At 69.6% G+C, this 25,205-nt stretch carries 24 protein-coding genes; 21 read left to right on the forward strand and 3 right to left on the reverse strand.

Features of this window, described 5'->3' with window-relative positions:
- The 15 genes from ABD295_RS07045 to ABD295_RS07115 form a co-directional block, all read left to right on the forward strand.
- Nucleotides 1-997 (forward strand): MBG domain-containing protein (locus ABD295_RS07045; protein WP_344302968.1); only part of this gene is annotated, 997 nt, incomplete at its 5' end.
- Between the two features lie 355 nt (nt 998-1,352).
- A complete protein-coding gene (dop, locus tag ABD295_RS07050) occupies nt 1,353-2,861 on the forward strand; it encodes a depupylase/deamidase Dop (protein ID WP_344302969.1) in 1,509 nt (502 codons plus the stop codon).
- 130 nt (nt 2,862-2,991) lie between these two features.
- The gene (locus ABD295_RS07055; protein WP_344302970.1) at nt 2,992-3,189 is read left to right on the forward strand and encodes a ubiquitin-like protein Pup; all 198 of its coding nucleotides are present in this window, start codon (nt 2,992-2,994) and stop codon (nt 3,187-3,189) included.
- Nucleotides 3,190-3,238: 49 nt separating this feature from the next.
- Nucleotides 3,239-4,036 carry a proteasome subunit beta gene (prcB, locus tag ABD295_RS07060; protein ID WP_344303216.1) on the forward strand — a complete coding sequence of 266 codons (798 nt, stop codon included), beginning with the start codon at nt 3,239-3,241 and terminating at the stop codon, nt 4,034-4,036.
- Between the two features lie 22 nt (nt 4,037-4,058).
- Nucleotides 4,059-5,003, forward strand: a complete 945-nt coding sequence (prcA, locus tag ABD295_RS07065) for a proteasome subunit alpha (protein WP_344302971.1) — start codon at nt 4,059-4,061, stop codon at nt 5,001-5,003.
- Nucleotides 5,004-5,197: 194 nt separating this feature from the next.
- On the forward strand, nt 5,198-6,154 hold the full coding sequence (locus ABD295_RS07070; protein ID WP_344302972.1) for a hypothetical protein: 957 nt from the start codon (nt 5,198-5,200) through the stop codon (nt 6,152-6,154).
- Between the two features lie 108 nt (nt 6,155-6,262).
- Complete coding sequence (gene pafA, locus ABD295_RS07075) at nt 6,263-7,624, forward strand: Pup--protein ligase (RefSeq protein ID WP_344302973.1); 1,362 nt, start codon at nt 6,263-6,265, stop codon at nt 7,622-7,624.
- Nucleotides 7,625-7,675: 51 nt separating this feature from the next.
- The gene (locus tag ABD295_RS07080) at nt 7,676-8,620 is read left to right on the forward strand and encodes an FKBP-type peptidyl-prolyl cis-trans isomerase (protein ID WP_344302974.1); all 945 of its coding nucleotides are present in this window, start codon (nt 7,676-7,678) and stop codon (nt 8,618-8,620) included.
- 120 nt (nt 8,621-8,740) lie between these two features.
- Nucleotides 8,741-9,703: a helix-turn-helix transcriptional regulator gene (locus tag ABD295_RS07085; RefSeq protein ID WP_344302975.1), complete on the forward strand. Its 963-nt coding sequence runs from the start codon at nt 8,741-8,743 to the stop codon at nt 9,701-9,703.
- Entirely contained in the window at nt 9,700-10,761 is a 1,062-nt protein-coding gene (locus ABD295_RS07090; RefSeq protein ID WP_344302976.1) for a helix-turn-helix transcriptional regulator, read from the forward strand. Before ABD295_RS07085 ends, ABD295_RS07090 begins: the two co-directional genes overlap by 4 nt.
- Nucleotides 10,761-11,039, forward strand: a complete 279-nt coding sequence (locus ABD295_RS07095; protein ID WP_344302977.1) for a Sec-independent protein translocase subunit TatA — start codon at nt 10,761-10,763, stop codon at nt 11,037-11,039. Before ABD295_RS07090 ends, ABD295_RS07095 begins: the two co-directional genes overlap by 1 nt.
- A 104-nt stretch (nt 11,040-11,143) precedes the next feature.
- On the forward strand, nt 11,144-11,911 hold the full coding sequence (tatC, locus tag ABD295_RS07100) for a twin-arginine translocase subunit TatC (protein WP_344302978.1): 768 nt from the start codon (nt 11,144-11,146) through the stop codon (nt 11,909-11,911).
- Nucleotides 11,908-12,312: a hypothetical protein gene (locus tag ABD295_RS07105; RefSeq protein ID WP_344302979.1), complete on the forward strand. Its 405-nt coding sequence runs from the start codon at nt 11,908-11,910 to the stop codon at nt 12,310-12,312. Before tatC ends, ABD295_RS07105 begins: the two co-directional genes overlap by 4 nt.
- A gap of 9 nt (nt 12,313-12,321) precedes the next feature.
- A complete protein-coding gene (locus ABD295_RS07110; protein ID WP_344302980.1) occupies nt 12,322-13,203 on the forward strand; it encodes a diacylglycerol kinase in 882 nt (293 codons plus the stop codon).
- The gene (locus ABD295_RS07115; RefSeq protein WP_344302981.1) at nt 13,200-15,974 is read left to right on the forward strand and encodes a DEAD/DEAH box helicase; all 2,775 of its coding nucleotides are present in this window, start codon (nt 13,200-13,202) and stop codon (nt 15,972-15,974) included. Before ABD295_RS07110 ends, ABD295_RS07115 begins: the two co-directional genes overlap by 4 nt.
- On the opposite strand, the gene ABD295_RS07120 is transcribed toward ABD295_RS07115, so the two are convergent.
- Together ABD295_RS07120 and ABD295_RS07125 are read right to left on the reverse strand one after the other, a co-directional pair.
- Nucleotides 15,956-16,576 (reverse strand): hypothetical protein, encoded by a 621-nt coding sequence (locus ABD295_RS07120; RefSeq protein WP_344302982.1) that lies wholly within the window; start codon nt 16,574-16,576, stop codon nt 15,956-15,958. The genes ABD295_RS07115 and ABD295_RS07120 overlap by 19 nt on opposite strands.
- 11 nt (nt 16,577-16,587) lie before the next feature.
- Entirely contained in the window at nt 16,588-17,520 is a 933-nt protein-coding gene (locus tag ABD295_RS07125) for a 5'-3' exonuclease (RefSeq protein WP_344302983.1), read from the reverse strand.
- 44 nt (nt 17,521-17,564) lie between these two features.
- Here ABD295_RS07125 and ABD295_RS07130 point away from each other — a divergent pair, with 44 nt between their 5' ends.
- Nucleotides 17,565-18,002: an Lrp/AsnC family transcriptional regulator gene (locus tag ABD295_RS07130; RefSeq protein WP_344302984.1), complete on the forward strand. Its 438-nt coding sequence runs from the start codon at nt 17,565-17,567 to the stop codon at nt 18,000-18,002.
- A 150-nt stretch (nt 18,003-18,152) separates the two neighbouring features.
- On the opposite strand, the gene ABD295_RS07135 is transcribed toward ABD295_RS07130, so the two are convergent.
- On the reverse strand, nt 18,153-19,622 hold the full coding sequence (locus tag ABD295_RS07135; protein ID WP_344302985.1) for a KamA family radical SAM protein: 1,470 nt from the start codon (nt 19,620-19,622) through the stop codon (nt 18,153-18,155).
- A 167-nt stretch (nt 19,623-19,789) separates the two neighbouring features.
- Between ABD295_RS07135 and kdd the strand changes: the two genes are divergently transcribed.
- Genes kdd through kal form a run of 5 tightly spaced genes read left to right on the forward strand, consistent with a single transcriptional unit; the run spans nt 19,790 to nt 25,173 of the window.
- Entirely contained in the window at nt 19,790-20,869 is a 1,080-nt protein-coding gene (gene kdd, locus ABD295_RS07140) for an L-erythro-3,5-diaminohexanoate dehydrogenase (protein ID WP_344302986.1), read from the forward strand.
- Nucleotides 20,866-22,404 carry an amidohydrolase gene (locus ABD295_RS07145; protein ID WP_344302987.1) on the forward strand — a complete coding sequence of 513 codons (1,539 nt, stop codon included), beginning with the start codon at nt 20,866-20,868 and terminating at the stop codon, nt 22,402-22,404. The genes kdd and ABD295_RS07145 overlap by 4 nt, the downstream gene beginning before the upstream one ends.
- Nucleotides 22,401-23,996, forward strand: a complete 1,596-nt coding sequence (gene kamD, locus ABD295_RS07150) for a lysine 5,6-aminomutase subunit alpha (RefSeq protein WP_344302988.1) — start codon at nt 22,401-22,403, stop codon at nt 23,994-23,996. The genes ABD295_RS07145 and kamD overlap by 4 nt, the downstream gene beginning before the upstream one ends.
- Nucleotides 23,993-24,757: a lysine 5,6-aminomutase subunit beta gene (kamE, locus tag ABD295_RS07155; RefSeq protein WP_344302989.1), complete on the forward strand. Its 765-nt coding sequence runs from the start codon at nt 23,993-23,995 to the stop codon at nt 24,755-24,757. The genes kamD and kamE overlap by 4 nt, the downstream gene beginning before the upstream one ends.
- Entirely contained in the window at nt 24,754-25,173 is a 420-nt protein-coding gene (gene kal / locus ABD295_RS07160; RefSeq protein ID WP_344302990.1) for a 3-aminobutyryl-CoA ammonia lyase, read from the forward strand. The genes kamE and kal overlap by 4 nt, the downstream gene beginning before the upstream one ends.
- Nucleotides 25,174-25,205: the final 32 nt, after the last annotated feature.

The following is a 25,205-nucleotide window of genomic DNA, read 5'->3' on the forward strand; positions in this document are numbered from 1 at the left end:
CGTCGGGTCCTACGGCGTCACGCCGGTCGGGCTGACCTCGGACAACTACGTGATCCAGTTCGTCGACGGCAGCCTGGACATCACCAAGGCCCCGCTGACGGTGACGGCTGACGCGAATGTCGAGACTGCTGCGGTCGACGCGTTCAGCAAGGTCTACGGCTCGGCTAACCCAGCCTTCACCGTGCGCTACGGCGGGTTCGTGCTCGGGCAGGGTTCCAGCGTCCTCGGAGGCACCCTGGGGTTCATGACGACGGCGACGGCGTCGAGCGACGTTGCGTCGTACTCGGTCACGCCCGGTGGGCTGACGTCGTCGAACTACCAGATCCAGTTCGTCCACGGCACTCTGGCCGTCACCAAGGCGCCGCTGCTGGTGAAGGTCGACGCCAACCCGGCCACTCCGGTCCAGGAACCGTTCACCAAGTTGTACGGAGCGGGGGACCCGGCGTACTCGGTCCGCTACGAGGAATTCGTCCTGGGGCAGGACGCGAGCGTGCTCGGCGGGACGCTGACGTACACGACGACCGCGCCCCCGAGCGGCGTCGGGGCGGCCGTGGTGACGGCGATTGGTCAGACGTCATCCAACTACGCCATCCAGTACGTCTCCGGCACGCTGAACATCCAGTACCGCTGGGACGGCTACCTGCAGCCGATAAACGACACCGCGCACATGGTGGATGTCAGTGAGAGCAAGTTCAGGTTCGGCCAGACGATCCCGGTCAAGTTCAACATCAAGAGAGCTGACGGGACGATCGTGCAGCAGAGCGGCTCGCCGACCTTCACCTACGGCTTCGTGAACGCGACCTGTGACTCCAGCCTCACCTCAGAGAGCCTGCCGGACGGAGTTGCTCCGAGCGGTGGCCAGGTGTTCGACTGGGACGGCACGAAGTATCAGTACAACTGGAGCACCAAGGGGCTCAACAAGCAGGGCGAGTATCGCGTCTACGCCAACCTGGCGGACGGCACGAGGCGTCACGTCGACATCTGCTTGACGAAGTAGCCGGATCAGCCGTTCCACGGGCCGCCCGGTCGGCTCGTGGAACGCCTGTTCGATCTGGGCACGACCGGGTCAATCAACCCTTAGGCCGCTGCTACAGCCGAAAGGTAGCGGCGAGGGGCGGTTCGAGGCCCAGCCACCAAGGCTGCACTGGTGGCTGGGCCAGCACCCCTGCGGGTGGTGTGCCACGCCCTGGGCGACGGTGCAATGAAAGTCGCGTCCAGCCTGGTCGCCGAGGAGGGAGCACGTCATGAGGTTGTTGCTGATCATCGTGGTGATCGTCGCCGTTGTTGCCGTGGCGATGATGCTGATGCGGCGCCGCACCTGACCCATTCGCACGGTGCCTTAGGCTCGTGACGTGAGCGCGCGCCGGGTGATGGGGGTGGAGGTCGAGTACGGCATCTCCGTGGTCGGGCAACCGCTCGCCAACCAGATGGTGGCCTCGTCACAGGTCGTCAACGCCTACGCGTCCGCCACCGTTCGTGCCCGCCGCGCTCGCTGGGACTTCGAAGAGGAGTCTCCGCTCCGCGACGCACGCGGCTTCGACATGTCCCGGCAGATCGCCGACCCCACGCAGCTGACCGACGAGGACCTCGGCCTGGCCAACGTCATCCTCACCAACGGCGCCCGCCTCTACGTCGACCACGCGCACCCCGAGTACTCCACCCCCGAGGTCACCACGCCCTTGGACATCGTGCGCTGGGACAAGGCAGGCGAGCAGGTCATGCTCGACGCCGCGATCCGTGCAGGCCAGGTGCCCGGGGCACTGCCGCTGGTCCTCTACAAGAACAACACCGACAACAAGGGGGCGTCGTACGGCGCCCACGAGAACTACCTGATGCGCCGGTCGACGCCCTTCGGCGACATCGTGCGGCACCTGACCCCGTTCTTCGTGTCGCGGCAGGTCGTGTGCGGAGCGGGCCGGGTCGGGATCGGCCAGGACGGGCGTGAGCACGGCTTCCAGATCAGCCAGCGCGCGGACTACTTCGAGGTCGAGGTCGGCCTCGAGACCACGCTCAAGCGCCCGATCATCAACACCCGCGACGAGCCGCACGCCGACCCGGAGCGGTACCGCCGGCTGCACGTGATCATCGGCGACGCCAACCTGGCAGAGGTGTCGTCGTACCTCAAGGTCGGCTCCACCGCGATCGTCCTCGCCATGATCGAGGACAAGTTCATCACCCAGGACCTCACCGTCGAGGGATCGGTGGCGTCGCTGCGCGCGGTGTCCCACGACCCGACGCTGTCGCACCTGGTCACCTTGACCGACGGACGTCGGATGACCGCCGTCCAGCTCCAGATGGAGTACCTCGACCTCGCCCGCAAGTACGTCGAGGACCGGCTCGGCGCCGACGCCGACGCGCAGACCCTCGACGTCCTGACACGCTGGGAGTCCGTGCTCGACCGGCTCGAACGCGACCCGATGCTCTGCGCGGAGGAGCTGGACTGGGTCGCGAAGCTCAAGCTGCTGTCGGGCTACCGCGACCGCGACGGGCTCGACTGGGACAACGCCAAGCTGCACCTGATCGACCTGCAGTACGCCGACATCCGCCCCGAAAAGGGCCTCTACCACCGCCTGGTGCGCGCGGGCCGGATCACCCGGCTGCTCGACGACGCCGCGGTCGAGTCCGCCATGCACGACCCCCCTGAAGACACCCGCGCCTACTTCCGGGGACGTTGCCTGGAGAAGTACGCCGATGCCGTCGCCGCCGCGTCCTGGGACTCCGTCATCTTCGACCTGCCCGGGCGCGAGTCGCTCCAGCGCATCCCCACCATCGACCCGCTCCGCGGCACCCGCGCCCACGTCGGCGACCTGATCGACCGGTGCGACACCGCCGAAGCGCTCTTCACCGCTCTGACGGAGTAGTCGCGCTTGTTGCGGTTTGGTCACCAACCGCAAGAAGCGGGCGGTCAGAACTGCGGTTGGTGACCAAACCGCAGGTGTCCTAGGAGCGGTTACGCGGGTCGGTGTACCCGGCAGTGGCTAGGGTTCAGGTATGGCCCAGGAGCAGAAGCAGCCGCGCAGGTCGTCGGAGACGGAGGAGGTGACCGAGGAGGTCACCGAGACCGACGTCGCCGAGCGCAAGGAGGCGCTCGATGACGACGTCGACGCGATCCTCGACGAGATCGACGAGGTGCTCGAGTCGAACGCCGAGGACTTCGTCAAGTCGTTCATCCAGAAGGGCGGCGAGTGACTTCTTGAGCGCCTCGTCGAGCGACCCGCGCCTGCCGGCGGCGTACCTCATGCCCGGCTCGTCGTCCTTCAGCGAGTTCCTGGCGCTCCAAGCGCCCGATCTGCTGCCCTCGCGCCGCGCGGCCCCGACCAGCCACGCGGGCGACCTGGCCCCGCACGGCACCACGATCGTCGCCGCGACGTTCCCCGGCGGCGTGCTCATGGCCGGTGACCGCCGGGCCACGATGGGCAACATCATCGCCCAGAGGGACATTCAGAAGGTCTTCCCTGCTGACGAGTACTCCGCCGTCGGCATCGCCGGGTCCGCCGGGCTCGCGGTGGAGATGGTCAGGCTGTTCCAGACGGAGCTCGAGCACTACGAGAAGATCGAGGGCACGACCCTCTCCATGGACGGCAAGGCCAACCGCCTCGCTGCCCTGATCCGCGCCAACCTCGCGATGGCCATGCAGGGCCTGGCGGTCGTCCCCCTCTTCGCGGGTTACGACTCAGACGCCGAACAAGGTCGCATTTTCTCCTACGACGTGACCGGCGGTCGGTACGAGGAGACTGCCTTCCACTCGGTGGGCTCCGGCTCGCTGTTCGCCCGCGGGTCGCTCAAGAAGCTCTACCGCGACGACTTCACCGAGGTCGAGTGTGCAACCGCCGTCGTTCAGGCGCTGTACGACGCCGCCGACGACGACTCCGCGACGGGCGGCCCGGACATCACTCGGCGCATCTTCCCGGTCGTCCACGTCATCACCGAAACCGGTGGGCGCCGGATGGCCGAGACCGAGGTCGCCGCCATCGCCGACGCGGTGATCTCGAGCCGGATGTCCCGCCCCGACGGCCCCGCCGCCGCCCTCACCTGAGACTCGATCCGAGGAACTTCGCATGAGCATGCCGTTCTACGTCTCTCCCGAGCAGCTGATGAAGGACCGGGCCGACTTCGCGCGCAAGGGCATCGCCCGAGGCAGGTCGGTCGTGGCGGTGCAGTACGCCGACGGCATCCTCTTCGTCTCCGAGAACCCCTCCCAGGCGCTGCACAAGGTCTCCGAGATCTACGACCGGGTCGCCTTCGCGGCCGTCGGTCGGTACAACGAGTTCGAGAACCTCCGCATCGCCGGCGTCCGGCTGGCCGACATGCGGGGCTACGCCTACGACCGCCGCGACGTGACCGGTCGTGGACTGGCGAACGCCTACGCGCAGACGCTCGGCACGATCTTCTCGAGCGGCGGTGAGAAGCCGTACGAGGTCGAGATCTTCGTCGCCGAGGTGGGCGATCTCGCCGAGCAGGACCAGATCTTCCGCTTGACGTACGACGGCCAGGTGGCCGACGAGCACCGCTACGCCGTGATGGGTGGTGCTACCGAGGTCGTGGCGAAGCACCTGTCAGAGCACTACGTAGAAGGCGCTTCGCTCGAGGACGCGGTGCGGCTCGCCGTGAGCGCCCTGGGCCAGACGCCCGGTGAGAACGGTGCCGGCACCACCGAACGCGTGATCGCCACCGCACACCTCGAGGTCGCCGTGCTCGACCGTACCCGGACCCAGCCACGCAAGTTCGTGCGGTTGGTCGGTCAGCGGCTCGATGCTTTGCTCGGGGAGCGCGGCCCCGTCACCCCCGACCCGCCTGCGGAGGCCACACCCAAGCAGGAGCCTGCCCCGGACAGCCCGGCCGATCCGACCGACCAGGTCAGCGGGCAGGTGCCGCCGCTGGAGAACCCCGTCACCGGCGAGCCTCCCGTGGCCCCGCCGATCGCGCCGTCCGGCGCGCCCCCTGCCCCGCGTCCCGAGCCCACCGACCCGGTGCAGCCGCCGACGGGGCCTGAACCGACCTGACGTCGATCCCCGGTCGCCGCATAGAGCGCTGCGGTCACCCATTGCGGTTTGGTCACCAACCGCAGGCGAAACCGCCCAGTCTCTGCGGTTGGTGACCAAACCGCAGGTCGCAAGTCGCACGGGATCTACGCGGTCATCCACAGGCTCGATGGAGCGCTGTTTCAAGAGGTACTTGGTCGCACATCATCTCCAGCGTGCCGAAAACCCACGACCCGCCCATCCGTGGCGAGATGCGTCGTGTCGGCTTTCGTCGGGTGAGTCACGGGCTCTTCCTGACGGTTCGAGAGGGAATGTCTGACGATGAGGAGTTGGCACGCGATTTGGAGGCCTGGCTGCTTGTCCTGCCGCCAGGAGCGGTCTTCACCCACGTGACCGGGGCACGGCTGCTGGGCTGGAGATTGCCGCGGTTGCCCGAGCAGGTGCCGGTCTTCGCGGCTGTCGAGGAGCACCAGCCGCGACCCCGACGCTCAGGTCTCATCTGTTCGCGTTTGCGACGCGTCACCACGCCCGTGCCGGGCTTGCGTTTCCCGGTGGATCGCCCGGAGGAGATCCTGCTCAGGGCTTCTCGGGATCTGGGCGTCCTGGATGTCCTCATCATGCTGGACGACGCGTTGCGCAAGCAGCACGTGACCAGGGCCAGCGTCGCCGAGCTGGTCACAAGTGGTCGCCCCGGCGTCCGGGTCCTGGGCAAAGCCTTGCAGCTTGCGGACCCCAAGTCGGAGTCCGCAGGCGAGACCGTTCTGAGGATGTTCCTTCAAGCGATCGACGTCGCTGTGGATTCTCAGGCGGAGCTCCATGACGAGCACGGCCAGTTCGTGGGGCGCGGTGATTTCGTCGTCAAACGAACGCGCAAGCTGTTCGAGTTCGACGGCGACGTGCACCGAGACATGCGGCAGCACCGTGGCGACCTGCGGCGCGACAGGCGGCTCGTGGGTGCGGCGTACGAGCGCTCGGGCTTCAGCTTGGATGATCTCCTCAACCACCCGGCCCCCACCATGCACGAGATCGACCGGCTGCTGGAGCGGCCACACGTGTCCTCCCGGCTCACCCGCTGGCGGAGGTTGGTCTCTGGCTCTCTGTACGCCCCAGATAGCCGCCAGCGGGTCATGAATCGCTGGCGGCGCGCCATGGGAGTCACTGATTGGTCATGAACCGCAGGCTGCCGGGGCCAAAACCTGCGGTTGGGGACCAATCCGCATGCCCGCGGACTCGTCGTCGATGAGCCGCCGAGGCGACCGGTGTGCGTCTAGGGTGAAGGTGTGGACCGGCGCATCTTCGGCATCGAGAACGAGTACGGCGTCACGTGCACGTTCCGTGGCCAGCGGCGCTTGAGCCCAGACGAGGTGGCTCGCTACCTCTTCCGCAAGGTGGTGAGCTGGGGCCGCAGCAGCAACGTGTTCCTGCGCAACGGGGCACGGCTCTACCTCGATGTGGGCAGCCACCCGGAGTACGCCACTCCCGAGTGCGACGACATCAACGAGCTGGTCACCCACGACAAGGCGGGGGAGCGGGTGCTCGAGGGGCTCCTCCAGGACGCCGAGCAGCGGCTGCACGACGAGGGCATCGCGGGCGACATCTACCTGTTCAAGAACAACACGGACTCCGCTGGCAACTCGTACGGGTGCCACGAGAACTACCTGGTCAGCCGGGCGGGAGAGTTCACCCGCCTTGCCGATGTCCTGATCCCTTTCCTTGTCACCCGTCAGATCGTGGTGGGTGCCGGAAAGGTGACGCAGACGCCACGCGGGGCGCAGTACTCGGTCAGCCAGCGGGCCGAGCACATCTGGGAGGGCGTGTCGAGCGCGACGACCCGCAGCCGACCGATCATCAACACCCGGGACGAGCCGCACGCCGACGCGGAGAAGTACCGCCGGCTGCACGTGATTGTCGGGGACTCCAACATGAGCGAGACGACGACGCTGCTGAAGGTCGCTTCGTGCGACCTGGTGCTGCGGATGATCGAGGAGGGCGTGGTGATGCGCGACCTCAGCATGGAGAACCCCATCCGCGCGATCCGTGAGATCTCCCACGACGTCACCGGTCGCCGCAAGGTGCGGTTGGTCAACGGTCGAGAGGCCAGCGCCCTCGACATCCAAGCCGAGTACCTAGGCAAGGCGCGTGACTTCGTCGATCGGCGGGGCATCTCGACCCCGACGATCGAGCGGGCGCTGGACCTGTGGGAGCGCGGCCTGAAAGCCGTCGAGTCCGACGACCTCGGCCTGGTCGACCGTGAGATCGACTGGGTGATCAAGTGGAAGCTGATCGACCGGTACCGCGCCAAGCACGGCCTGCCGCTGGGTCACCCGAGGGTCGCCCAGCTCGACCTGGCGTACCACGACATCCACCGCGATCGTGGGCTCTACTACCTCCTGGAGAAGCGGGGGGCAGTCGCCCGGGTGACCACCGACCTGAAGATCTTCGAGGCCAAGTCGGTCCCTCCGCAGACCACGCGCGCCCGCCTGCGCGGCGAGTTCATCCGGAAGGCGCAGGAGCGTCGACGAGACTTCACGGTGGACTGGGTGCACCTCAAGCTCAACGACCAGGCCCAGCGGACGGTGCTGTGCAAGGACCCGTTCCGGTCCCACGACGAGCGTGTGCAGCGGCTGATCGACGGTATGTGAGTCCCAGGTAGGGTGACCCCGCCGATCCGCCTGCTCCGAAAGTGATTCTCCGTGTCGCGACGTACCACCAGGCTCTTGTCCGTCCTGCTCGTGCTGCCCGCCCTGATCCTGGGCGGCTGCGGCGACGAGTCGGCCGACGAAGGCGCGGGGGGCGAGGGTCTCTCGGCGGTCACGGTCAGCGGAGACTTCGGTGCCGAGCCCACGGTCACCTGGGACGGAGACTTCGACCCCGGCAAGCTTGAGACGGAGACCCTCATCACGGGTGATGGTGCCGAGGTCGAGGAGGGTCAGCAGGTCTTCACCCGGCTGTGGCTCGGCAACGGCTTCACCGAGTCGAAGGCGTACTCGACCTTCGGCGAGGACGCCAAGCCCGAGCTGCTGACCGTCGGGGGCGACATGACCTCGGCCATCAGCGCGGGCCTCAAGGGACAGACCATCGGCAGCCGGGTGGTGGTCGCCTCACCGCCCAAGGACGCATTCGGCGAGCAGGGCAACCCGCAGCTGGGCATCGGCAACGCCGACCCCGTCCTCTTCGTGATGGACCTCGTGAGCGTGCTGCCGGACGGTCCCTCGGGGTCCGACGAGAAGCCTGCCGGATGGGCTCCAGCCGTTGAAGGTGACGAGAAGCCGACCAGCCTGGACTTCAAGGGCACGCCCGAACCCAGCGACAAGCTGCGGGTGACGACCCTCATCGAGGGTGACGGCGACCCGACGGAGAAGGGCCAGACCATCTACGTCAACTACCTGGGTCAGGTGTACCACGGCGAGAAGCCGTTCGACTCGTCGTACGAGCGGGGCGAGCCCCTGGACTTCGAGCTCGGCGCCGGTGGCGTCGTCAAGGGCTGGGACCAGGGACTGACTGGCATCCCGGTGGGCAGCCGGGTCATCCTGGCCGTGCCGCCCGACCTCGGCTACGGCGAGAAGGGCAACAAGGACGCCGGCATCAAGGGCACCGACACGTTGTACTTCGTAGTAGACGTTCTCGCGGCGATCTGAGCATCGTGTGATCGACTTCGACTGATCCGCCGACTTCTTGCGGTTGGTGACCAAACCGCAGGAACAACCGCCCAATAACTGCGGTTGGTGACCAAACCGCAACAGCACACCAGGACAGGCATGCAGACCAGCAGGAAGACCGAGCGGCTCTTCAACCTGCTCATCATGCTGCTGGTCCAGCGCCGCTACGTCGCCAAGGAGCGGATCAGAGAGATCCTCTACCCCGACTCGTCCACGGACGCGTTCGAGAAGATGTTCGAGCGGGACAAGGACGAGCTGCGGAGCCTGGGCGTGCCGATCGAGGTGGGCGGCATGGATGCCTACTTCGACGACGAGCCGGGCTATCGCATCCGGCCCGACCAGCTCGCGCTGCCGGAGATCGAGCTGACCGCCGACGAGGCGGCGGTCGTCGGACTCGCGACGAAGGTCTGGGGTCACGCCAAGCTGGCGGCCGCGACCACGGAGGCGGTGGCCAAGCTGACGGCGTACGGCGTGCCTGTCGACGTCGGCGCCCTCGACATCGGTGAGCCGCGGTTGGGCGCCGACGAGCCGTCGTTCGACGTGTTCTGGTCTGCGGCGCTGGGTCGCACCCCTGTCGTGTTCGACTACAAGCGGGTCGGCCACGAGCAGCAGACCCGACACCTCCAGCCGTGGGGCGTGGTGAGGTTCTCCGGGCGGTGGTACGCAGTCGGGTGGGACACCGACCGGGACGCCGAGCGCATCTTCCGGCTGTCCAGGGTCGTCGGCACCGCGCGGCTCGATGGACCGCCCGGCAGCTACACCATCCCGGAGGGCACCGACGTCCGCGCCATCGCCGAACGCTTGGCACCCACGCCGCCGACGGAGTCCGCCACGGTGCTGCTCCGCCCGGGTGCGGCTGGCTTCCTGCGCCGCCAGGCCACCGAGACGATCGAAGGTGTAGAGGGACCGGACGGCGACGCGTGGGACCAGCTCGAGCTGCCGCCGGGAGCGTGGACCACCGACGAGCTGCTCACCCAGGGCCCTGACCTGGTGGTCGTGGCCCCTGGGCACGTCCGCGACGAGGTCGTACGCCGCCTCGAAGCAGCAGCGGTGAGCGCGTGACCACGTTGCCCGCCGATCGCCAGCTCACGCCTGGAGGCGCGAGGGACCAGGTGGCGCGGCTGTTGCGGCTGGTGCCCTTCCTGCACGGCCGCCAAGGGGTGCGCCTCGCGGACGCAGCGCGCGCGCTGGGTGTCTCGGAGGACCTCGTCCTCGCTGACCTCAAGGTGCTGCTGATGTGCGGCTTGCCGGGCGGCTACCCCGATGACCTGATCGACGTCGACCTGGACGCCCTGGAGTCGACCGAGGGCGACGGTGTGATCCGGGTCAGCAACGCCGACTACCTGGCCCGGCCAGTGCGGCTCACCCCGACGGAAGCCACCGCGCTGCTGGTCGCCCTCCGCGCGCTGCGGGCGGGTGCCGACGAGACCACTCGGGACGTCGTGGACCGCACGGTCGCCAAGCTTGAGACGGCGGTCGACGACGGCGCCCTGGCACCGGTCGAGGTCACCGACAGCGCCGAGCCCGTGTCCGACCCGCGCCTCGAACGACTGCGTGCCGACTTGGAGGACGCCGCGATCCGGCGACGGCAGGTCCGCCTGACCTACTACGTGCCGGCCCGCGACGAGGAGTCCGAGCGCGTGGTGGATCCCCGCGGTTTGGTCACCAACCGCAACATCGCCTACCTCGACGCCTGGTGCCACACCGCCCAGGCCCCCCGCCTCTTCAGGCTCGACCGGATCCGGGCCGCCGAGGTGCTGGAGTCGGCCATCGAGACACCCGCGGAGGAACCCCGCGACCTGTCGGCCGGGCTCTTCCAGACCTCCGACGACGCCACGTTGGTGACGCTGCGGCTGCAGCCCGAGGCCACCTGGGCCACCGAGTACTACCCCGTCGAGGCCATCCGCAAGCTGGACGGCGACGAACTGGAAGTGGACCTCCTCGTCGTCGACCGGCGCTGGCTGCAGCGGCTCCTGCTGCGCCTGGCGCCGCACGCGACGGTGGTGGCCCCGCCCGAGGTGGCCGAGACCTTCCGCGACGCCGTACGGCGAACACTCAGTCTCTACCCAGGCACCCCGCGTACGATGGGGAGCAACACCCACAATCCAGAGGATGGATGATGAACGCACTCATCGGGATGCCGCAAGGCGCCGAGTGGCTCGTGATCCTGGCGATCGTCGTGCTCGTGTTCGGGGCCGCCAAGCTCCCCGACCTCGCGCGCGGCACCGGTCAGGCGCTCCGTATCTTCAAGAACGAGACCAAGGGCCTCAAGGACGACGACGAGGCTCCCAAGCCGGAGGCCGCCCGACCGACGGAGCTCCCGCCGATCAGCTCCGTCGACGAGTCCCGCACCGACACCACGCTGCAGGACCGCCAGACCGACAACCGCAACGGCTGACCAGCCCGCCGAAGCCTGCCGACACCCACAGATAGATGGCTATCTCCGGCGTTATCCGGCTGTTCGTCGGCAAACCGCACCACCCGGTCGGGGAAGACGGCCGGATGGCTCTCTCGGACCACCTGCGAGAGCTGCGCGCCCGCATCCTCCGAGTCGTGCTCGTGCTCTTCGTCAGCCTGATCGTCTCGCTGTTCTTCTTCGAGCAGATCTACGACATCGTCTTCGGGCCCTACGAGAAGGCGCGCGAGATCCTGGGTGACGAGAGGACCCTCCCGACCACCAGCGGCGCCGGCGGTGGCCTGCTTCTCTATCTCAAGCTCTGTGGCTTCACCGCGATCGTGTGCACCGCGCCGGTCTGGCTCTGGCAGATCTGGGCCTTCATCATGCCGGGCCTGCACCCGCACGAGCGCAAGTGGTCACGCATCTTCATCTCGATCGCCACGCCGCTGTTCTTCCTGGGCATCGCGCTGGCCTACCTCACGTTGCCCAAGGGCCTGGAGATCCTCATCGGGTTCAACCCCGAGGGCATCGTCAACCTGCTCGACCAGGCGGAGTACATCCAGTTCTTCACCCGCACGATGCTGGTCTTCGGCATCGCCTTCGAGATCCCGGTCTTCGTGGTGCTGCTCAACCTGGCCGGCATCGTCAAGGGCAAGCAGCTGGCGGCGTACCGGCCGTGGATCGTCATCGGGTCCTTCATCTTCGCGGCGATCGCCACGCCGTCGGCCGACCCCTTCACGATGACCTTCATGGCGGTGCCGATGGTGATGCTGTTCTTCATCAGCGAGATCATCGCCCGGTGGAACGACCGTCGGAAGGCGCGCAACCACCCCTTCGCGAACCTCTCGCCGGACGAGGTCTCGCCCCTGTGACGTCGCCGGACCTCCCGGCCGACGTCGACCCGTTCGACCTGCCGGAGTGGTTGGGCGGAGCAGTCACCTGGACGCCCGACTTCGGCATTCGCATGGGTCACCGCGTCCCCGGTCACCTGTCCGCTGCTGACCAGCAGCTGCCCTGCGACCTCCTGGCGATCGACGAGGCCTACCCCCGACCGGTGGCGGACGACGAGACCCGCACCCGCAGCCACCAGGCGTGGCGGCACGGCGAGGTGCTGCTGGTGTCGTACGACGGCCGGCTGACCCTGACCGTGCCCGGCCGCGACTTCACCGCCGACCGGGTGCTGGACGCTCTCGGCCGGCTCGCCAGGGCGGTCGGAGCGTCACCGGACGACTACGCGGCGCTGCTGCGCCTGGGCCGGGACCGGGGCAAGTAGGGTCCCCCCGTGCCCGAGATCGCGCTCCTGACCAATCCGACCTCGGGCAGGGGTCGCGGAGCCAGGGCCCGCGCGGTCGCGTTGCCGCGCCTGCGCGACGCGGGCTACGCGGTGCGCGACCTCCAAGGCGCCGACGCCACGGAGGCGCGGGCGCTCGCCGAGCAGTGCGTCGCCGACGGCGTCGAGACCTTGGTCGTCTGCGGCGGCGACGGGATGGTCCACCTCGCCGCGCAGGCGCTGGCCACCTCGTCGACGCGCCTGGGGCTCATCCCGGCCGGCACCGGCAACGACGTGGCCCGCTACCTCGACATCCCGCGCAAGGATCCCGCCGCGGCCGCCGACATCGTCCTCGCCGGGCACACCCGGACGATCGACCTGGCGCGCAGCGGTTCGGCGTACTTCGTCACCGTGCTCGCGGCGGGCTTCGACGCGATCGTCAACGAGCGGGCCAACAAGATGACCTGGCCGCGCGGCCAGATGCGCTACAACCTCGCCACCCTGGCCGAGCTGCGGGTCTTCAAGCCGCTGAGCTACACCCTCGAGCTCGACGGCGAGACCGCACAGGTCGAGGCGATGCTCGTCGCCGTCGGCAACGGTCCCTCTTTCGGTGGCGGTCTCCGCATCACCGAGGGCGCCCTCCTCGACGACGGTTTGCTCGACGTGGTCATCATCAAGACGATGAGCAAGCCCGATCTGATCCGGACCTACCCGAAGCTCTTCTCGGGCTCTCACACGACGCACCCCAAGTACGAGGTGCACCGCGTCGCCAAGGTGACCGTGGCCTGCTCGGGCATCGTGTCGTACGCCGACGGCGAGCGGTTCGGCGCGCTGCCCCTGACGATCGAGTGTGTGCCAGCGGCGCTCACGCTCCTGTGCCCGGGGCCGGCGTGACCGCAGCGACCACGGTGCTGTCCGACTTCGCGACGGGCTACGGCTTCCCCCTCGACGACTTCCAGGTCCGCGCCTGCGAGGAGCTGGAGGCCGGCCGTGGCGTGCTCGTGGCCGCGCCGACCGGGTCGGGCAAGACGGTCGTGGGCGAGTTCGCCGTCCATCTCGCCCTGGCCACCGGACGCAAGTGCTTCTACACCACGCCCATCAAGGCGCTGTCGAACCAGAAGTTCAACGACCTGGTCGCCCGGTACGGCGCCGAGAACGTCGGCCTCCTGACCGGCGACAACTCGGTCAACGGCGAGGCCCCCGTGGTCGTGATGACCACCGAGGTGCTGCGCAACATGCTGTACGCCGGCTCGCGCACCCTGATCGGACTCGGCTTCGTCGTGATGGACGAGGTGCACTACCTCGCGGACCGGATGCGCGGCGCGGTCTGGGAGGAGGTGATCATCCACCTGCCCGAGTCGGTGACGGTCGTCTCGCTGTCCGCGACCGTCTCCAACGCCGAGGAGTTCGGCTCCTGGCTCGAGACCGTGCGTGGGACGACCACCACCATCGTCGAGGAGCGGCGCCCGGTGCCGCTGTTCCAGCACGTCATGGTTGGGCGCCGGATGCTGGATCTGTTCGCGTCCTCCGACGTCGACGCGTCCGCTGGCTTCGTGCGCGAGGGAGCGCCGGTCAACGACGAGCTGCTCCGCATCGCGCGGGACGACTGGGCGAGCACCCGTCTCATGCGCGACCGGCGGTCGCCACGCAAGGGCCGCCCGGGCTCGTCGAAGAACCCCCGCTCGGTGGGCAACGGGCGTCGGGTCTGGATCCCTTCGCGAGTCGACGTCATCGACCGCCTGGACAAAGAAGGCCTGCTCCCGGCGATCGTCTTCATCTTCAGCCGGGTCGGTTGCGACGCGGCGGTGGCGCAGTGCCTCGACTCACGAGTCCGGCTCACCACGCCGGCCGAGCGCACGGAGATCCACGAGTTCGTCGAGGCCAGCTGCCGGCACCTCCCCGACGAGGACCGCGAGGTGCTCGGCTACGCGCGCTTCCTCGAGGGGCTCGAGCGTGGCATCGCCGCCCACCACGCCGGCCTGTTGCCGGTCTTCAAGGAGTGCGTCGAGCAGCTCTACGTCCGTGGGCTCTGCAAGGTCGTCTTCGCGACCGAGACCCTGGCGTTGGGCATCAACATGCCGGCGCGCACGGTCGTGATCGAGAAGCTGGTGAAGTTCAACGGGGAGACGCACGCCGACATCACGCCGGGGGAGTACACCCAGCTGACCGGCCGCGCCGGCCGTCGCGGGCTGGATGTCGAGGGCCACGCCGTGGTGCTGTGGCAACCCGGGATGGCCCCGCAAGACCTCGCGGGACTCGCCTCCACGCGCACCTACCCGCTCCGGTCGTCGTTCCGGCCGTCGTACAACATGGCGGTCAACCTCGTGCACCAGTTCGGCCGCGAGCGCTCGCGCGAGCTGCTCGAGATGTCGTTCGCACAGTTCCAGGCCGACCAGGCCGTGGTCGGCCTGGCGCGCCAGCTGCGCAAGGCCGAGGACGCGCTGGAGGGGTATGCCGAGGCGGCCACCTGCCACCTGGGCGACTTCATGGAGTACGCCGGGCTGCGCCGACGCATCGGCGAGCTCGAGAAGGGCTCCGCGCGGGAGCGCCGCGCCGACGTCCGCCAGGAGGTCGTCACGTCGCTCGAGGCGCTCAAGACGGGAGACGTCATCCAGGTGCCGGGAGGCAAGTTCGCGGGCTACGCGGTGGTCATCGACCCGGGGTCGTCCGGGGACGAGCCGCGACCCTACGTCCTGACCGCCGAGCGGCAGGCCCGGCGACTGGCGATGACCGACTTCCCGACGCCCGTGGCCGCCGTGACGCGGCTGCGGGTGCCGAAGAACTTCAACGGCCGCAACCCCCAGGCGCGGCGTGACCTCGCGTCGGCGCTGCGCGACAAGACACACGGCCTGATCGACCCACCGCCCGGGCGTCGGGGTGCTGCCGACGCCGGCCGGTCCCGTCGCGCCAGGCCCGACACCGCCCACGACCGGGAGATCGCCCGGCTCCGGGCCGCGCTGAAGGCGCATCCCTGCCACGCGTGCCCGGACCGCGAGGACCACGCCCGATGGGGCGAGCGCTGGTTCAAGCTCGACCGCGACACGGCGACGCTCCGTCGCAGGATCGAGACCCGCACCAACACCGTCGCGAGGACCTTCGACCGGGTCTGCGACGTGCTGACCTCGCTCGGGTACCTCGCCGACGTCGATGGTCGGGTGCGCGTCACCGAGCAGGGCACCCATCTGATGCGGCTCTACAGCGAGAGCGACCTCGTCGCCGCTGAGGCGCTGCGCACAGGGCTCTGGGACGACCTGACGCCGTCTGAGCTCGCGTCCGCGCTCTCGGTGCTCGTCTACGAAGCCCGCCGGGCCGACGACGTCGTGCCGCGGGTGCCGGCCGGCCGGGTGTCGTCGGTGGTGGACGCGATGTGGCGGCTCTGGGGCGACCTCGCCGCGGTCGAGCGTGACCACCGCCTCGACTTCCTCCGCGAGCCCGACCGCGGCTTCGCCTGGGCGGCGTACCGCTGGGCGGAGGGCGACGACCTCGACGACGTCCTCCAAGGAACCACGTTGGCGGCCGGCGACTTCGTGCGCTGGGTGAAGCAGCTGATCGATCTGGCGGGGCAGGTGGCCGACGCAGCAGGTGACAGCCCGCTGCGACGTACGGCGCGGCAGACCGTCGGTCTGTTGCGGCGCGGTGTGGTGGCCTACTCCTCGCTGGACTGAGCGGCCTGGTCGCCGACGCCGACCAGCCGGAGTGCCGGGCGGTGCAGGCGGAGCCACGCGACGACCTCGTCGGCGCCCGGGCGCTGGTCGGTCAGCTCGAGCCAGGCCGTCAACGACTCCTGGGGCGTGAGGTCGAGCAGGGCGGGGCGACTGTCGGACTTCCTCGGCGTCCCTGCGACACGGTCTGGCGCGACGGGAACGAACCTGACGTAGCGGGTGACCGGAACCCACGACGTCGGGTCATTCGGCACCCGGCTCACGACCACGGCGGCACAGTCGGTCCAGGCGAGCGCCGCCCCGTCGAGGTGGCCGAAGAGGTTGCGCACCTGCACGCCGAGGTCCGAGAGCCGCAGGGTGGGGATGCCGCTGGTCAGGATCTGGTGCTTGGTCCTCAGCACGCGCACGGCGTTGCGGCCCTGGTAGACGCACCAGCCGATGCCGAGGACCATGCCCAGCCGGGCCGCCGTGCTGTCGAAGACCACGATGACCACCACCGCGGCGACCACCGACGCGCAAGCCCAGCTCAGCCAGAGCAGCTCCTGCCGCAGGGCCCGGACCAGCTGTCGAGACGTGGGCAGGAAGCGGAGCTCGAGGTCTGCCATGTCCGAGGTGATCAGCGGGTGCTCATGGCCTCGACGACCCGGGCGAGGGGTGACTCGAGGTTCCACTTCTCGCTGAGCGCGATCACGGCCGCGTGGTCGACGGGGGTGCGGGGGAGCCTGTCGTCGTACTCCTCGAGCTCGATGTCACGGGCGACGGCGACGACCTTGGGTGCGACGGTGAGGTAGTCGGCGGCCGCCTTGATCTTGCCCCGCGGGCCCGGCCCGAGGTCGGAGTCGTCGTCCTCCGCGGCCGCGATGACGCCGGGGATGTCGACGTACTTCTGCAGCAGCGAGGCCGCGGTCTTGTCGCCCACGCCGGCGACACCGGGCAACCCGTCCGAGGCGTCACCACGCAGGGTGGCGAAGTCGGCGTACTGGCTCGCCTCGATCCCGTACTTGTCGCGGACGACGTCGTTGGTCACCCGCTCGTGACGACCGACGCCGCGCGCGATGTAGAGGACGCGCACTTCCGCTGCGTCGTCGACGAGCTGGAACAGGTCGCGGTCACCGGTGACGATGTCGACGGGCATGCTCGCACCCGTCGCCAAGGTGCCGATCACGTCGTCGGCCTCGTAGTGGTCGGCGCCCACCACGCAGATGCCGAGCGCGGCGAGCACCTCGAGGATGATCGGGATCTGCGCCGCGAGGGGGTCGGGGACCACCTCGACGTCCGGGTTGTCGCCCGGCACGACGTACTCGACGCGGTGCGACTTGTACGACGGCACCAGGTCGACCCGCCACTGCGGCCGCCAGTCGTTGTCCCAGGCGCAGACCAGGTGGCTGGGGGAGTACTCGCCGACCAGCCGCGCGATGAACTCCAGCAGCCCGCGCACGGCGTTCACGTTGGTGCCGTCGGGAGCCAGGATCTCCGGGACGCCGAAGAAGGCGCGGAAGTACATGGAGGCGGTGTCGAGGACGAGGAGGCGCTCGCGCGTGTCAGCCACGGCACGACCCTCTCATGTGCGCCGCTGCCACTAGGGTGTCCGGCGTGGAAGACACGGATCGGAAGATCATGCGGCTGCTGGCGGCCGACGGCCGCATGTCCTTCACCGATCTCGGCAAGGCGACCGGGCTGTCCACGTCGGCGGTGCACCAGCGCGTCAAGAGGCTCGAGCAGCGGGGCCTGATCAAGGGGTACGGCGCCACCGTCGACCACGAGCAGATCGGACTGCCCTTCACGGCGTTCGTGTCGGTCACGCCGATCGACCCCTCCGAGCCCGACGACTACCCGCAGCGGCTGACCGGCATCCGCTCCATCGAGTCGTGCTGGTCGGTGGCCGGCGACGAGTCCTACATCCTCAAGGTCCGGGTGGCCACGCCCTCGGACCTGGAGAACCTGCTCGCCGAGATCCGGGCCGCCGCCAACGTCTCGACCCGCACGACGATCGTGCTGTCCACGCCGTTCGAGAACCGACCCGTCACCTGATTCGGCCCGGCTGCTTCGGGCGGTTGCTCACGTTGCGGTTTGGTCACCAACCGCAGGTTCTGGGCGGCGAGATCTGCGGTTGGTGACCAAACCGCAGGTTCTGGGCGGCGAGATCTGCGGTTGGTGACCAAACCGCAGGTCTGAACCGGGTCAGTGGGCCTGGAGGGCGGCCATCCGGCGGGACGCCTCGGCGACCTCGGCGGCCTTGAGCGCGGACTCGTCGAGACGGCCGTGCTGCTCCCACCACGCCTGGCCGGCAGGGGGAAGCGTGTGGATCGGGTCGTAGTACTCGTAGGTGCGCGCGAGCGCCTCAGGGTCGGCGGCCTCGATCGAGGTGCGGTAGTTCTTCGTCCAGTACGAGATGCCGCGCTCGGTGTCGTAGTCAGCCAGCTGGTGGACCCAGCGCTTGCCGACGAAGGGCACGTCGCACACGATGCGCGGGGTCGCGAACCCCGGCAGGTAGCCCATGATGTGGTGCTGCAGCCGCTGCGCGTCGGCGACCGAGACCCGCCAGTGCTCCGAGTACGGGATCATGTCGCACATGTAGAAGTAGTAGGGCATGATCTGCGCGCCATCGAGGAGCCGGAAGCACAGGTCGAGCAGGGTGTGCGGGTCGGCGTTCACGCCGCTCATCAGGACGCCCTGGTTGCGCACGTCGCGGATGCCGGTGTCGAGCATCGCCCGGGTCGCCTGGGCGACCAGCGGGGTCACCGAGTTGGCGTGGTTGACGTGGGTGTGGATCGCGATGGAGACGCCGCGGGAGCGGGCGATCGAGGCCACCCGGCCCATGCCGTCGACGACGTCGGTCTGCAGCCAGTGCTGCGGCAGCGCCATCAGCGCCTTGGTGGCGAGCCGGATGTCGCGGATGTTCTCGATCTCGAGGAGGTCGGTCAGGAATGCTTCGAGGCGGGGCCACGGCATGTTGGCGACGTCGCCACCGGACACCACGACGTCGCGGACGGACGGCGTACGGCGCAGGTAGTCGAGCATGTCGCCCAGCCGGTCGTTGGGCTTGCCGACGAACTTGAGCTTGTCGATGACCGCGGTGGAGTTGCCGACGAGGTCCATGCGGGTGCAGTGGCCGCAGTACTGGGGGCAGGTCGGGAGCAGCTCGGCGAGCACCTTCGTGGGGTAGCGGTGGGTCAGGCCCTCGGTGGCCCACATGTCGTGCTCGTGCAGGGAGTCGCGGGTCGCGTGCGGGTGGGAGGCCCAGTCGGTCCGACGGTCGGAGAAGACCGGGATCATGTAGTTGCGCACCGGGTCGGCGTAGAACGCGTCGGTGAGCGAGCCGGGGCCGGACGGCTCCACGTGCGGCGCCATCGTGTTCATCATCTGGGGCGGGACCAGCATGGACATCGTCGCCCGTTCGGCCTGGTCGCGCTCGAGGTCGGCGTAGAAGCGGTCGTCGATCAGGTCGCCCATCAGCTCACGCAGCTGCTTGACGTTCTTGACGCAGTGCGCACGCTGCCACTGCACCGAGGCCCAGTCCTCGGCGGTCACGTCGCGCCAGCCGGGGAACCTGGTCCAGTCCGGCTCGACCAGCTCGGTGTAGGCATAGGGATAGGGCTGGCCAGTGTCCTGCCGGGCGTCGACGCTGCCGAGGGCGGTCTCGATGCTCATGGGGTCACTCCTCGGGTTGCAGGTGTTCGGCGTTCGGTGGCGCGGCGACAGCGCGGCGGTTGTGAGACGCGCGTCGCTCATGCCAGAGTAGGCGGACAGCCTTCGGCAAGTCCAATGCCGCGCCGGAGAATTTGCGGCCAGACGTCAACAATGATGGAGGACGACCGGTGACTTCGGTCAATAGCCACATCTCGAGCACCTCGGTGCCGGAGACCGCGGACCCGACCGGGCTGCACCGGGTCCTCGACGACCGCGTCGTGCTCCCGCAGGCCGCCGAGCGGCTGGACACCCGCCGCGAGCTGTGGCCGGACGAGGTGCGAGTCCGCGTGGAGCGGCTCAACCTCGACGCGGCGAGCTTCCGCCAGCTGGAGGGCAAGCACGACCACGACGGGGACGCCGTCCGCGCGGAGGTCCTCGACATCGTCGCCACGCGCGGCAAGATGCAGAACCCCGAGACCGGCTCCGGCGGGATGCTCGTCGGCACGGTGGAGGCGGTGGGAGAGGAGTCCCCGCTAGGGCTCGAGGTCGGCGACCGGGTCGCCACCCTCGTCTCCCTCAGCCTGACCCCGCTCGTCATCGAGGACGGCCTCGCTGGCTGGGACGGGAAGAGCGAGCAGGTGCCCTGCGACGGGTACGCCGTCCTGTTCGGCCGGTCGATCGCCGCCGTGATCCCCGACGACCTCGACCCGGCGCTGAGCCTGGCCGTCATGGACGTGTGTGGGGCCCCCGCGCTGACGGCACGGGTCGTGGCCGAGCGGGCCGCCCGCGAGCGTGGCGACCTCGTCGTGGCCGTGGTCGGCGGCGCGGGCAAGTCGGGCTCGCTGAGCCTCGCCGCTGCGAAGCGCGCCGGCGCCACGCGGACGATCGGCGTGGTCCCGCACGAGCGTGAGGCCGAGCTGCTTCTCGACGCCGCGATCGCCGACGAGGTGGTCGTGGCCGACGCCCGCGACCCGATCGCCCTGCGTGACGCGGTGTCCGCGGCCGGCGGTCCGGCCCACGTGACGGTCGTCTGCGTCGACGTGCCGGGCTGCGAGGGAGGCGCCGTCCTGGCGACGGCCGACGGCGGCACGGTCATCTTCTTCTCCATGGCCACGTCCTTCTCGGCCGCCGCGCTGGGCGCAGAGGGGCTCGCCGCCGACGTCACGATGCTGGTCGGCAACGGCTACGTGCCGGGCCACGCGGCGTACGCCCTCGACCTGCTCCGCTCGAGCCCGGGCGTGCGGCGGCTGTTCGAGGGCCGACTGTGAAGGTTCTTCTGCACGGCGGCACCGTCCTCACCTCGGACGGGACCGTCTCTGCGCTCGCCACCGACGGGGGCACAGTGGCGTGGCTCGGGGACGATGACCGGGCAGCCGCCTACGACGGTGCCGACGAGGTCGTGGACCTGCAGGGTGCCCTGGTCGCCCCTGCCTTCGTCGACAGCCACCTGCACCTCGTGCAGACCGGCCGCCTGCTCGACGGCCTCGACCTGTCCGGCTGCTCGGACAAGGACGACCTCCTCGGCCGGGTCGCCGCTCATGTCGCGGCCAGGCCCGGCGATGCCGTGGTGATCGGTGCCGGCTGGGACGAGACCCGATGGCCCGAACGCACCCTCCCGACCGCCGACGAGCTCGAGCGGGTGGCGCCGGGCCGGCGGCTCTACCTCTCGCGCGTGGACGGGCACTCCGCGATCGTCAGCCACGCGCTGCTCGCAGAGACCCCGCAGGTCATAACCCAGGAGGGCTGGGCGGCCACCGGGCGACTCGAGCGGCGCGCCAAGCACACGGTGAGCGACAAGCTCGCCGACCTCGACGGGCCGGAGCAGCGGCTCGACGCCGCGCGTCGCGCGGTGGCCTCGCTCGCCGCCCACGGCGTCGGCGCCTTCCACGAGAACGCTGCGCCGCACATCGGCCCGGAGTACGAGCTCGACCTCGTCCGCCGCGCCGCCGCTGAGGGCGGACTGCACGTGACGGCCTACTGGGGTGAGCTGGGTGCCTTCGACAAGGTCGAGCGACTGGGCGTCTCCGGCCTGGCCGGCGACCTCGTCGCCGACGGCGCCGTCGGCTCGAGGACGGCGGCGATGACCGACGCGTACGCCGACCTCGACGGCCACTGCGGCCACGGCTACCTCGACGCGATCCAGATCGCCGATCACGTCGTGGGGTGCACCGAGCGCGGCCTCCAGGGCGGCTTCCACTGCATCGGCGACGCCGCACTGGCGGCGGTCGAGGAGGGCTTCGCGCGTGCGGCCGAGAGGGTCGGGGCCGACGCGGTGCGCGCCGCCCGGCACCGGCTCGAACACTGCGAGATGCCGTCCCCGGAGGCCATCGAGGTCTTCGCCCGGCTCGGCGTCGTGGCCAGCGTGCAGCCCATGTTCGACGGCCTGTGGGGTGGGCCGGAGGGGATGTACGCCGAGCGCCTTGGACACCGCTGGGAGGCCATGAACCCCTTCGCGACGCTCGCCGGCGCGGGGGTCGCCGTCGCGTTCGGGTCCGACTCGCCCGTCACGAGCCCGGAACCCTGGGGGGCTGTCCGGGCCGCCGTGCACCACCAGAATCCCGCATTCCGGATGTCGCCCCGCGACGCGTTCGCCGCCCACACGGCCGGAGGATGGCACGCCGCAGGTCTCGACGGGCGCGGCCGGATCGCCGTCGGAGCCGCCGCGACGTATGCGGTTTGGTCACCAACCGCAGGTCTCGACGCCCATGGACTGCCCGTCCTGGAGCCCGGCGCCGACCTGCCCCTCTGCTTGCGGACCGTCGTCGACGGCCGGACCGTCTTCCCACATCAGGAGCACACATGAGCGTCGGCAAGCTCCAGCTCGCCGCAGCGGACGTCAAGCGCGCCCGCTCCCTCGCCCGCACGGTAGGCCGCCCCATCGTGCGGCTGGCCCAGCGGCACACCACAGTCTCCGTCGAGCGCGCCACGCTGCGCCTGGCCGGCCTGGCGGGCGCCGACGCCGACGGCACGCCCTGGGTCAACCGCCTCGTCGACGTCGTGCGCGCCGACCTCCACGAGGACGGCGGCCTCGCGCACGGGATCGCCCTACCGGTCTGGGACGCCCTCCGCCGCGGCGAGGCCGAGGACCTGCTCACGCTCGCGCAGAAGGCGTCGGCGGGCAGCGTACGGTTCCGGCTCCCGAAGGGTCGCGAGGCGACGTACGCCGCCAGCGCCTCGCGCAAGGCGGTGGGCCGCGGCATCAAGCGCATCGACGCTCGCCGCGTCGAGCGCGAGCGGCTGATCAAGAAGGTGGGCGACGCCCCGCGCAAGCCGTGGATCTACCTCATCGTCGCGACGGGTGACATCTACGAGGACATCCCGCAGGCCCAGGCTGCCGCTCGCGAGGGAGCGGACATCATCGCGGTGATCCGCTCGACCGGGCAGAGCCTGCTCGACTACGTGCCCGAAGGTGCGACCCGCGAGGGCTTCGCCGGCACGTACGCCACCCAGGAGAACTTCCGCCTGATGCGGGCGGCCCTCGACGACACCAGCCGCGAGCTGGGCCGCTACGTGCGGCTGACCAACTACGCGAGCGGGCTCTGCATGCCGGAGATCGCCACGCTGGCCGGTCTCGAGCGGCTCGACATGATGCTGAACGACTCGATGTACGGGATCCTCTTCCGCGACATCAACCCGGTCCGCACCTTCGTCGACCAGCGGTTCAGCCGCCAGATCCACGCCCGCGCGGGCATCATCATCAACACCGGGGAGGACAACTACCTCACCACCGCCGACGCGGTCGAGGCCGCCCACACCGTCACGACCAGCCAGCTGCTCAACGAGTACTTCGCCAAGGAGGCCGGGCTCGAGGACTGGCAGCTGGGCCTCGGTCACGCCTTCGAGATCGACCCCGACGTTCCGGACTCGTTCCGGCTCGAGCTCGCCCACGCCATGCTCGCGCGCGACCTGTTCCCCAAGGCGCCGCTGAAGTGGATGCCGCCGACGCGGCACATGACCGGCGACGTCTTCAAGGGCTTCCTCCTCGACGGCTTCTTCAACCTCGTCGGGGCTCTCAGCGACCAGGGCATCCTGCTGGTCGGCATGATGACGGAGGCCGTCGTGACTCCCTGGATCTCCGACCGCGACCTGGCGTTGCAGAACGTCCGCTACGTCATGAACGCCGCCGGCAACCTGCACGAGGACTTCCATCCCAAGCCTGGCGGCTTCATCCAGGAGCGTGCCCGGGAGGTGCTCGGGAAGGCCATCGGGCTGCTCGAGGAGATCGCCCACGACACCGACAGTGCAGGCGACCCGCCGCTGCTGGCAGCGATCGCCGACGGCACCTTCGGCCTGATGCGCCGCCCACCTGATGGCGGACGCGGCCTCGACGGGGTCGCCAAGAAGTCCGGTGCCTACTACAACCCTGCCAGCGAGCTGCTCGAGGAGAAGGCATGAGCCAGATCGTCAGGCCCTACGGCGACACCACCGGCGACGGCATGGTGCAGCTCAGCTTCACGCTGCCCATCTCCTCGATCGGCGACCTCGCCAAGGTCGCCGACGGCGCGGCCGTCCAGCTCGCCAACAAGATGGGCATGGACCCCGCGCTGGTCGTGCACAGCAAGCCGATGGGGGAGGGTTTCACGTTCTTCGTCGTCTACGGCCGGGTGAACCACCTCGTCGACGTGTCGAAGGTCGAGGTCGTCGAGCGCGACTACCCGCTGCTGACGCCCAAGGAGGCCAACGCCGCGATCAAGCGGGCGCTGCGCCGCCGCCTGGTCGTGGTCGGCGGCTGCATCGGCACCGACGCCCACACCGTCGGCATCGACGCGATCCTCAACATCAAGGGCTTCGCGGGGGAGAAGGGGCTCGAGTACTACCGGGAGGTCAAGGTCGTGAACCTCGGCGCCCAGGTCTCCGTGCCGCAGCTGGTCGACCGGGCGCGCCAGGAGAAGGCGGACGCCGTCCTGGTCTCGCAGGTGGTGACCCAGCGCGACGCCCACCTGCTCAACACCCGCGAGATGAGCGCCGCCTTCCGTGAGTCCTACCCCGCCGGAAAGCGTCCGCTGCTGGTCGTCGGCGGTCCGCGCTTCGACGAGGCGATGGCCGCTGACCTCGGCGTCGACCGCGTCTTCACGAGGGGTACGACGCCCGGCGACGTGGCGTCGTACCTCGTGCACCGACTGACCACCGACCGACCCGACAGGAAGGCCTCATGACGGTCTCGACAGGCTCGACCACCGACGTTCCCGAGCCCGGCACGACGGTCGTGCACCGCCGCTACGTGCCCTACTCGCACGCCCACTACGCCGGCAACCTCGTCGACGGCGCCTACTCGCTGGGACTCTTCGGCGACGTCGCCACCGAGATGTGCATCCGCACAGACGGGGACGAGGGGCTCTTCGCGTCGTACAGCGACGTGCAGTTCCGTGAGGCCGTCAGGGCCGGTGACGTCCTCGAGATCACCTGCACCCTGACGCGCGTCGGCACCCGCAGCCGGACCCTCGACTTCGCGGTCCACGTGGTCGCCCGCGGGGCTGCGACGCAGGAGCGGCCGGGGGCCGCCGAGCTCCTCACCGAGCCACTGTTGGCCACCACGGCGACAGGAACCGTCGTGGTGCCACCGCGCCCGTGAGGGCTGCGCAGGACCAGGGTTTGAACGGGACC

Source organism: Nocardioides bigeumensis (assembly GCF_039531755.1).
In the GTDB taxonomy this organism is placed as follows: Bacteria; Actinomycetota; Actinomycetes; order Propionibacteriales; family Nocardioidaceae; genus Nocardioides; species Nocardioides bigeumensis.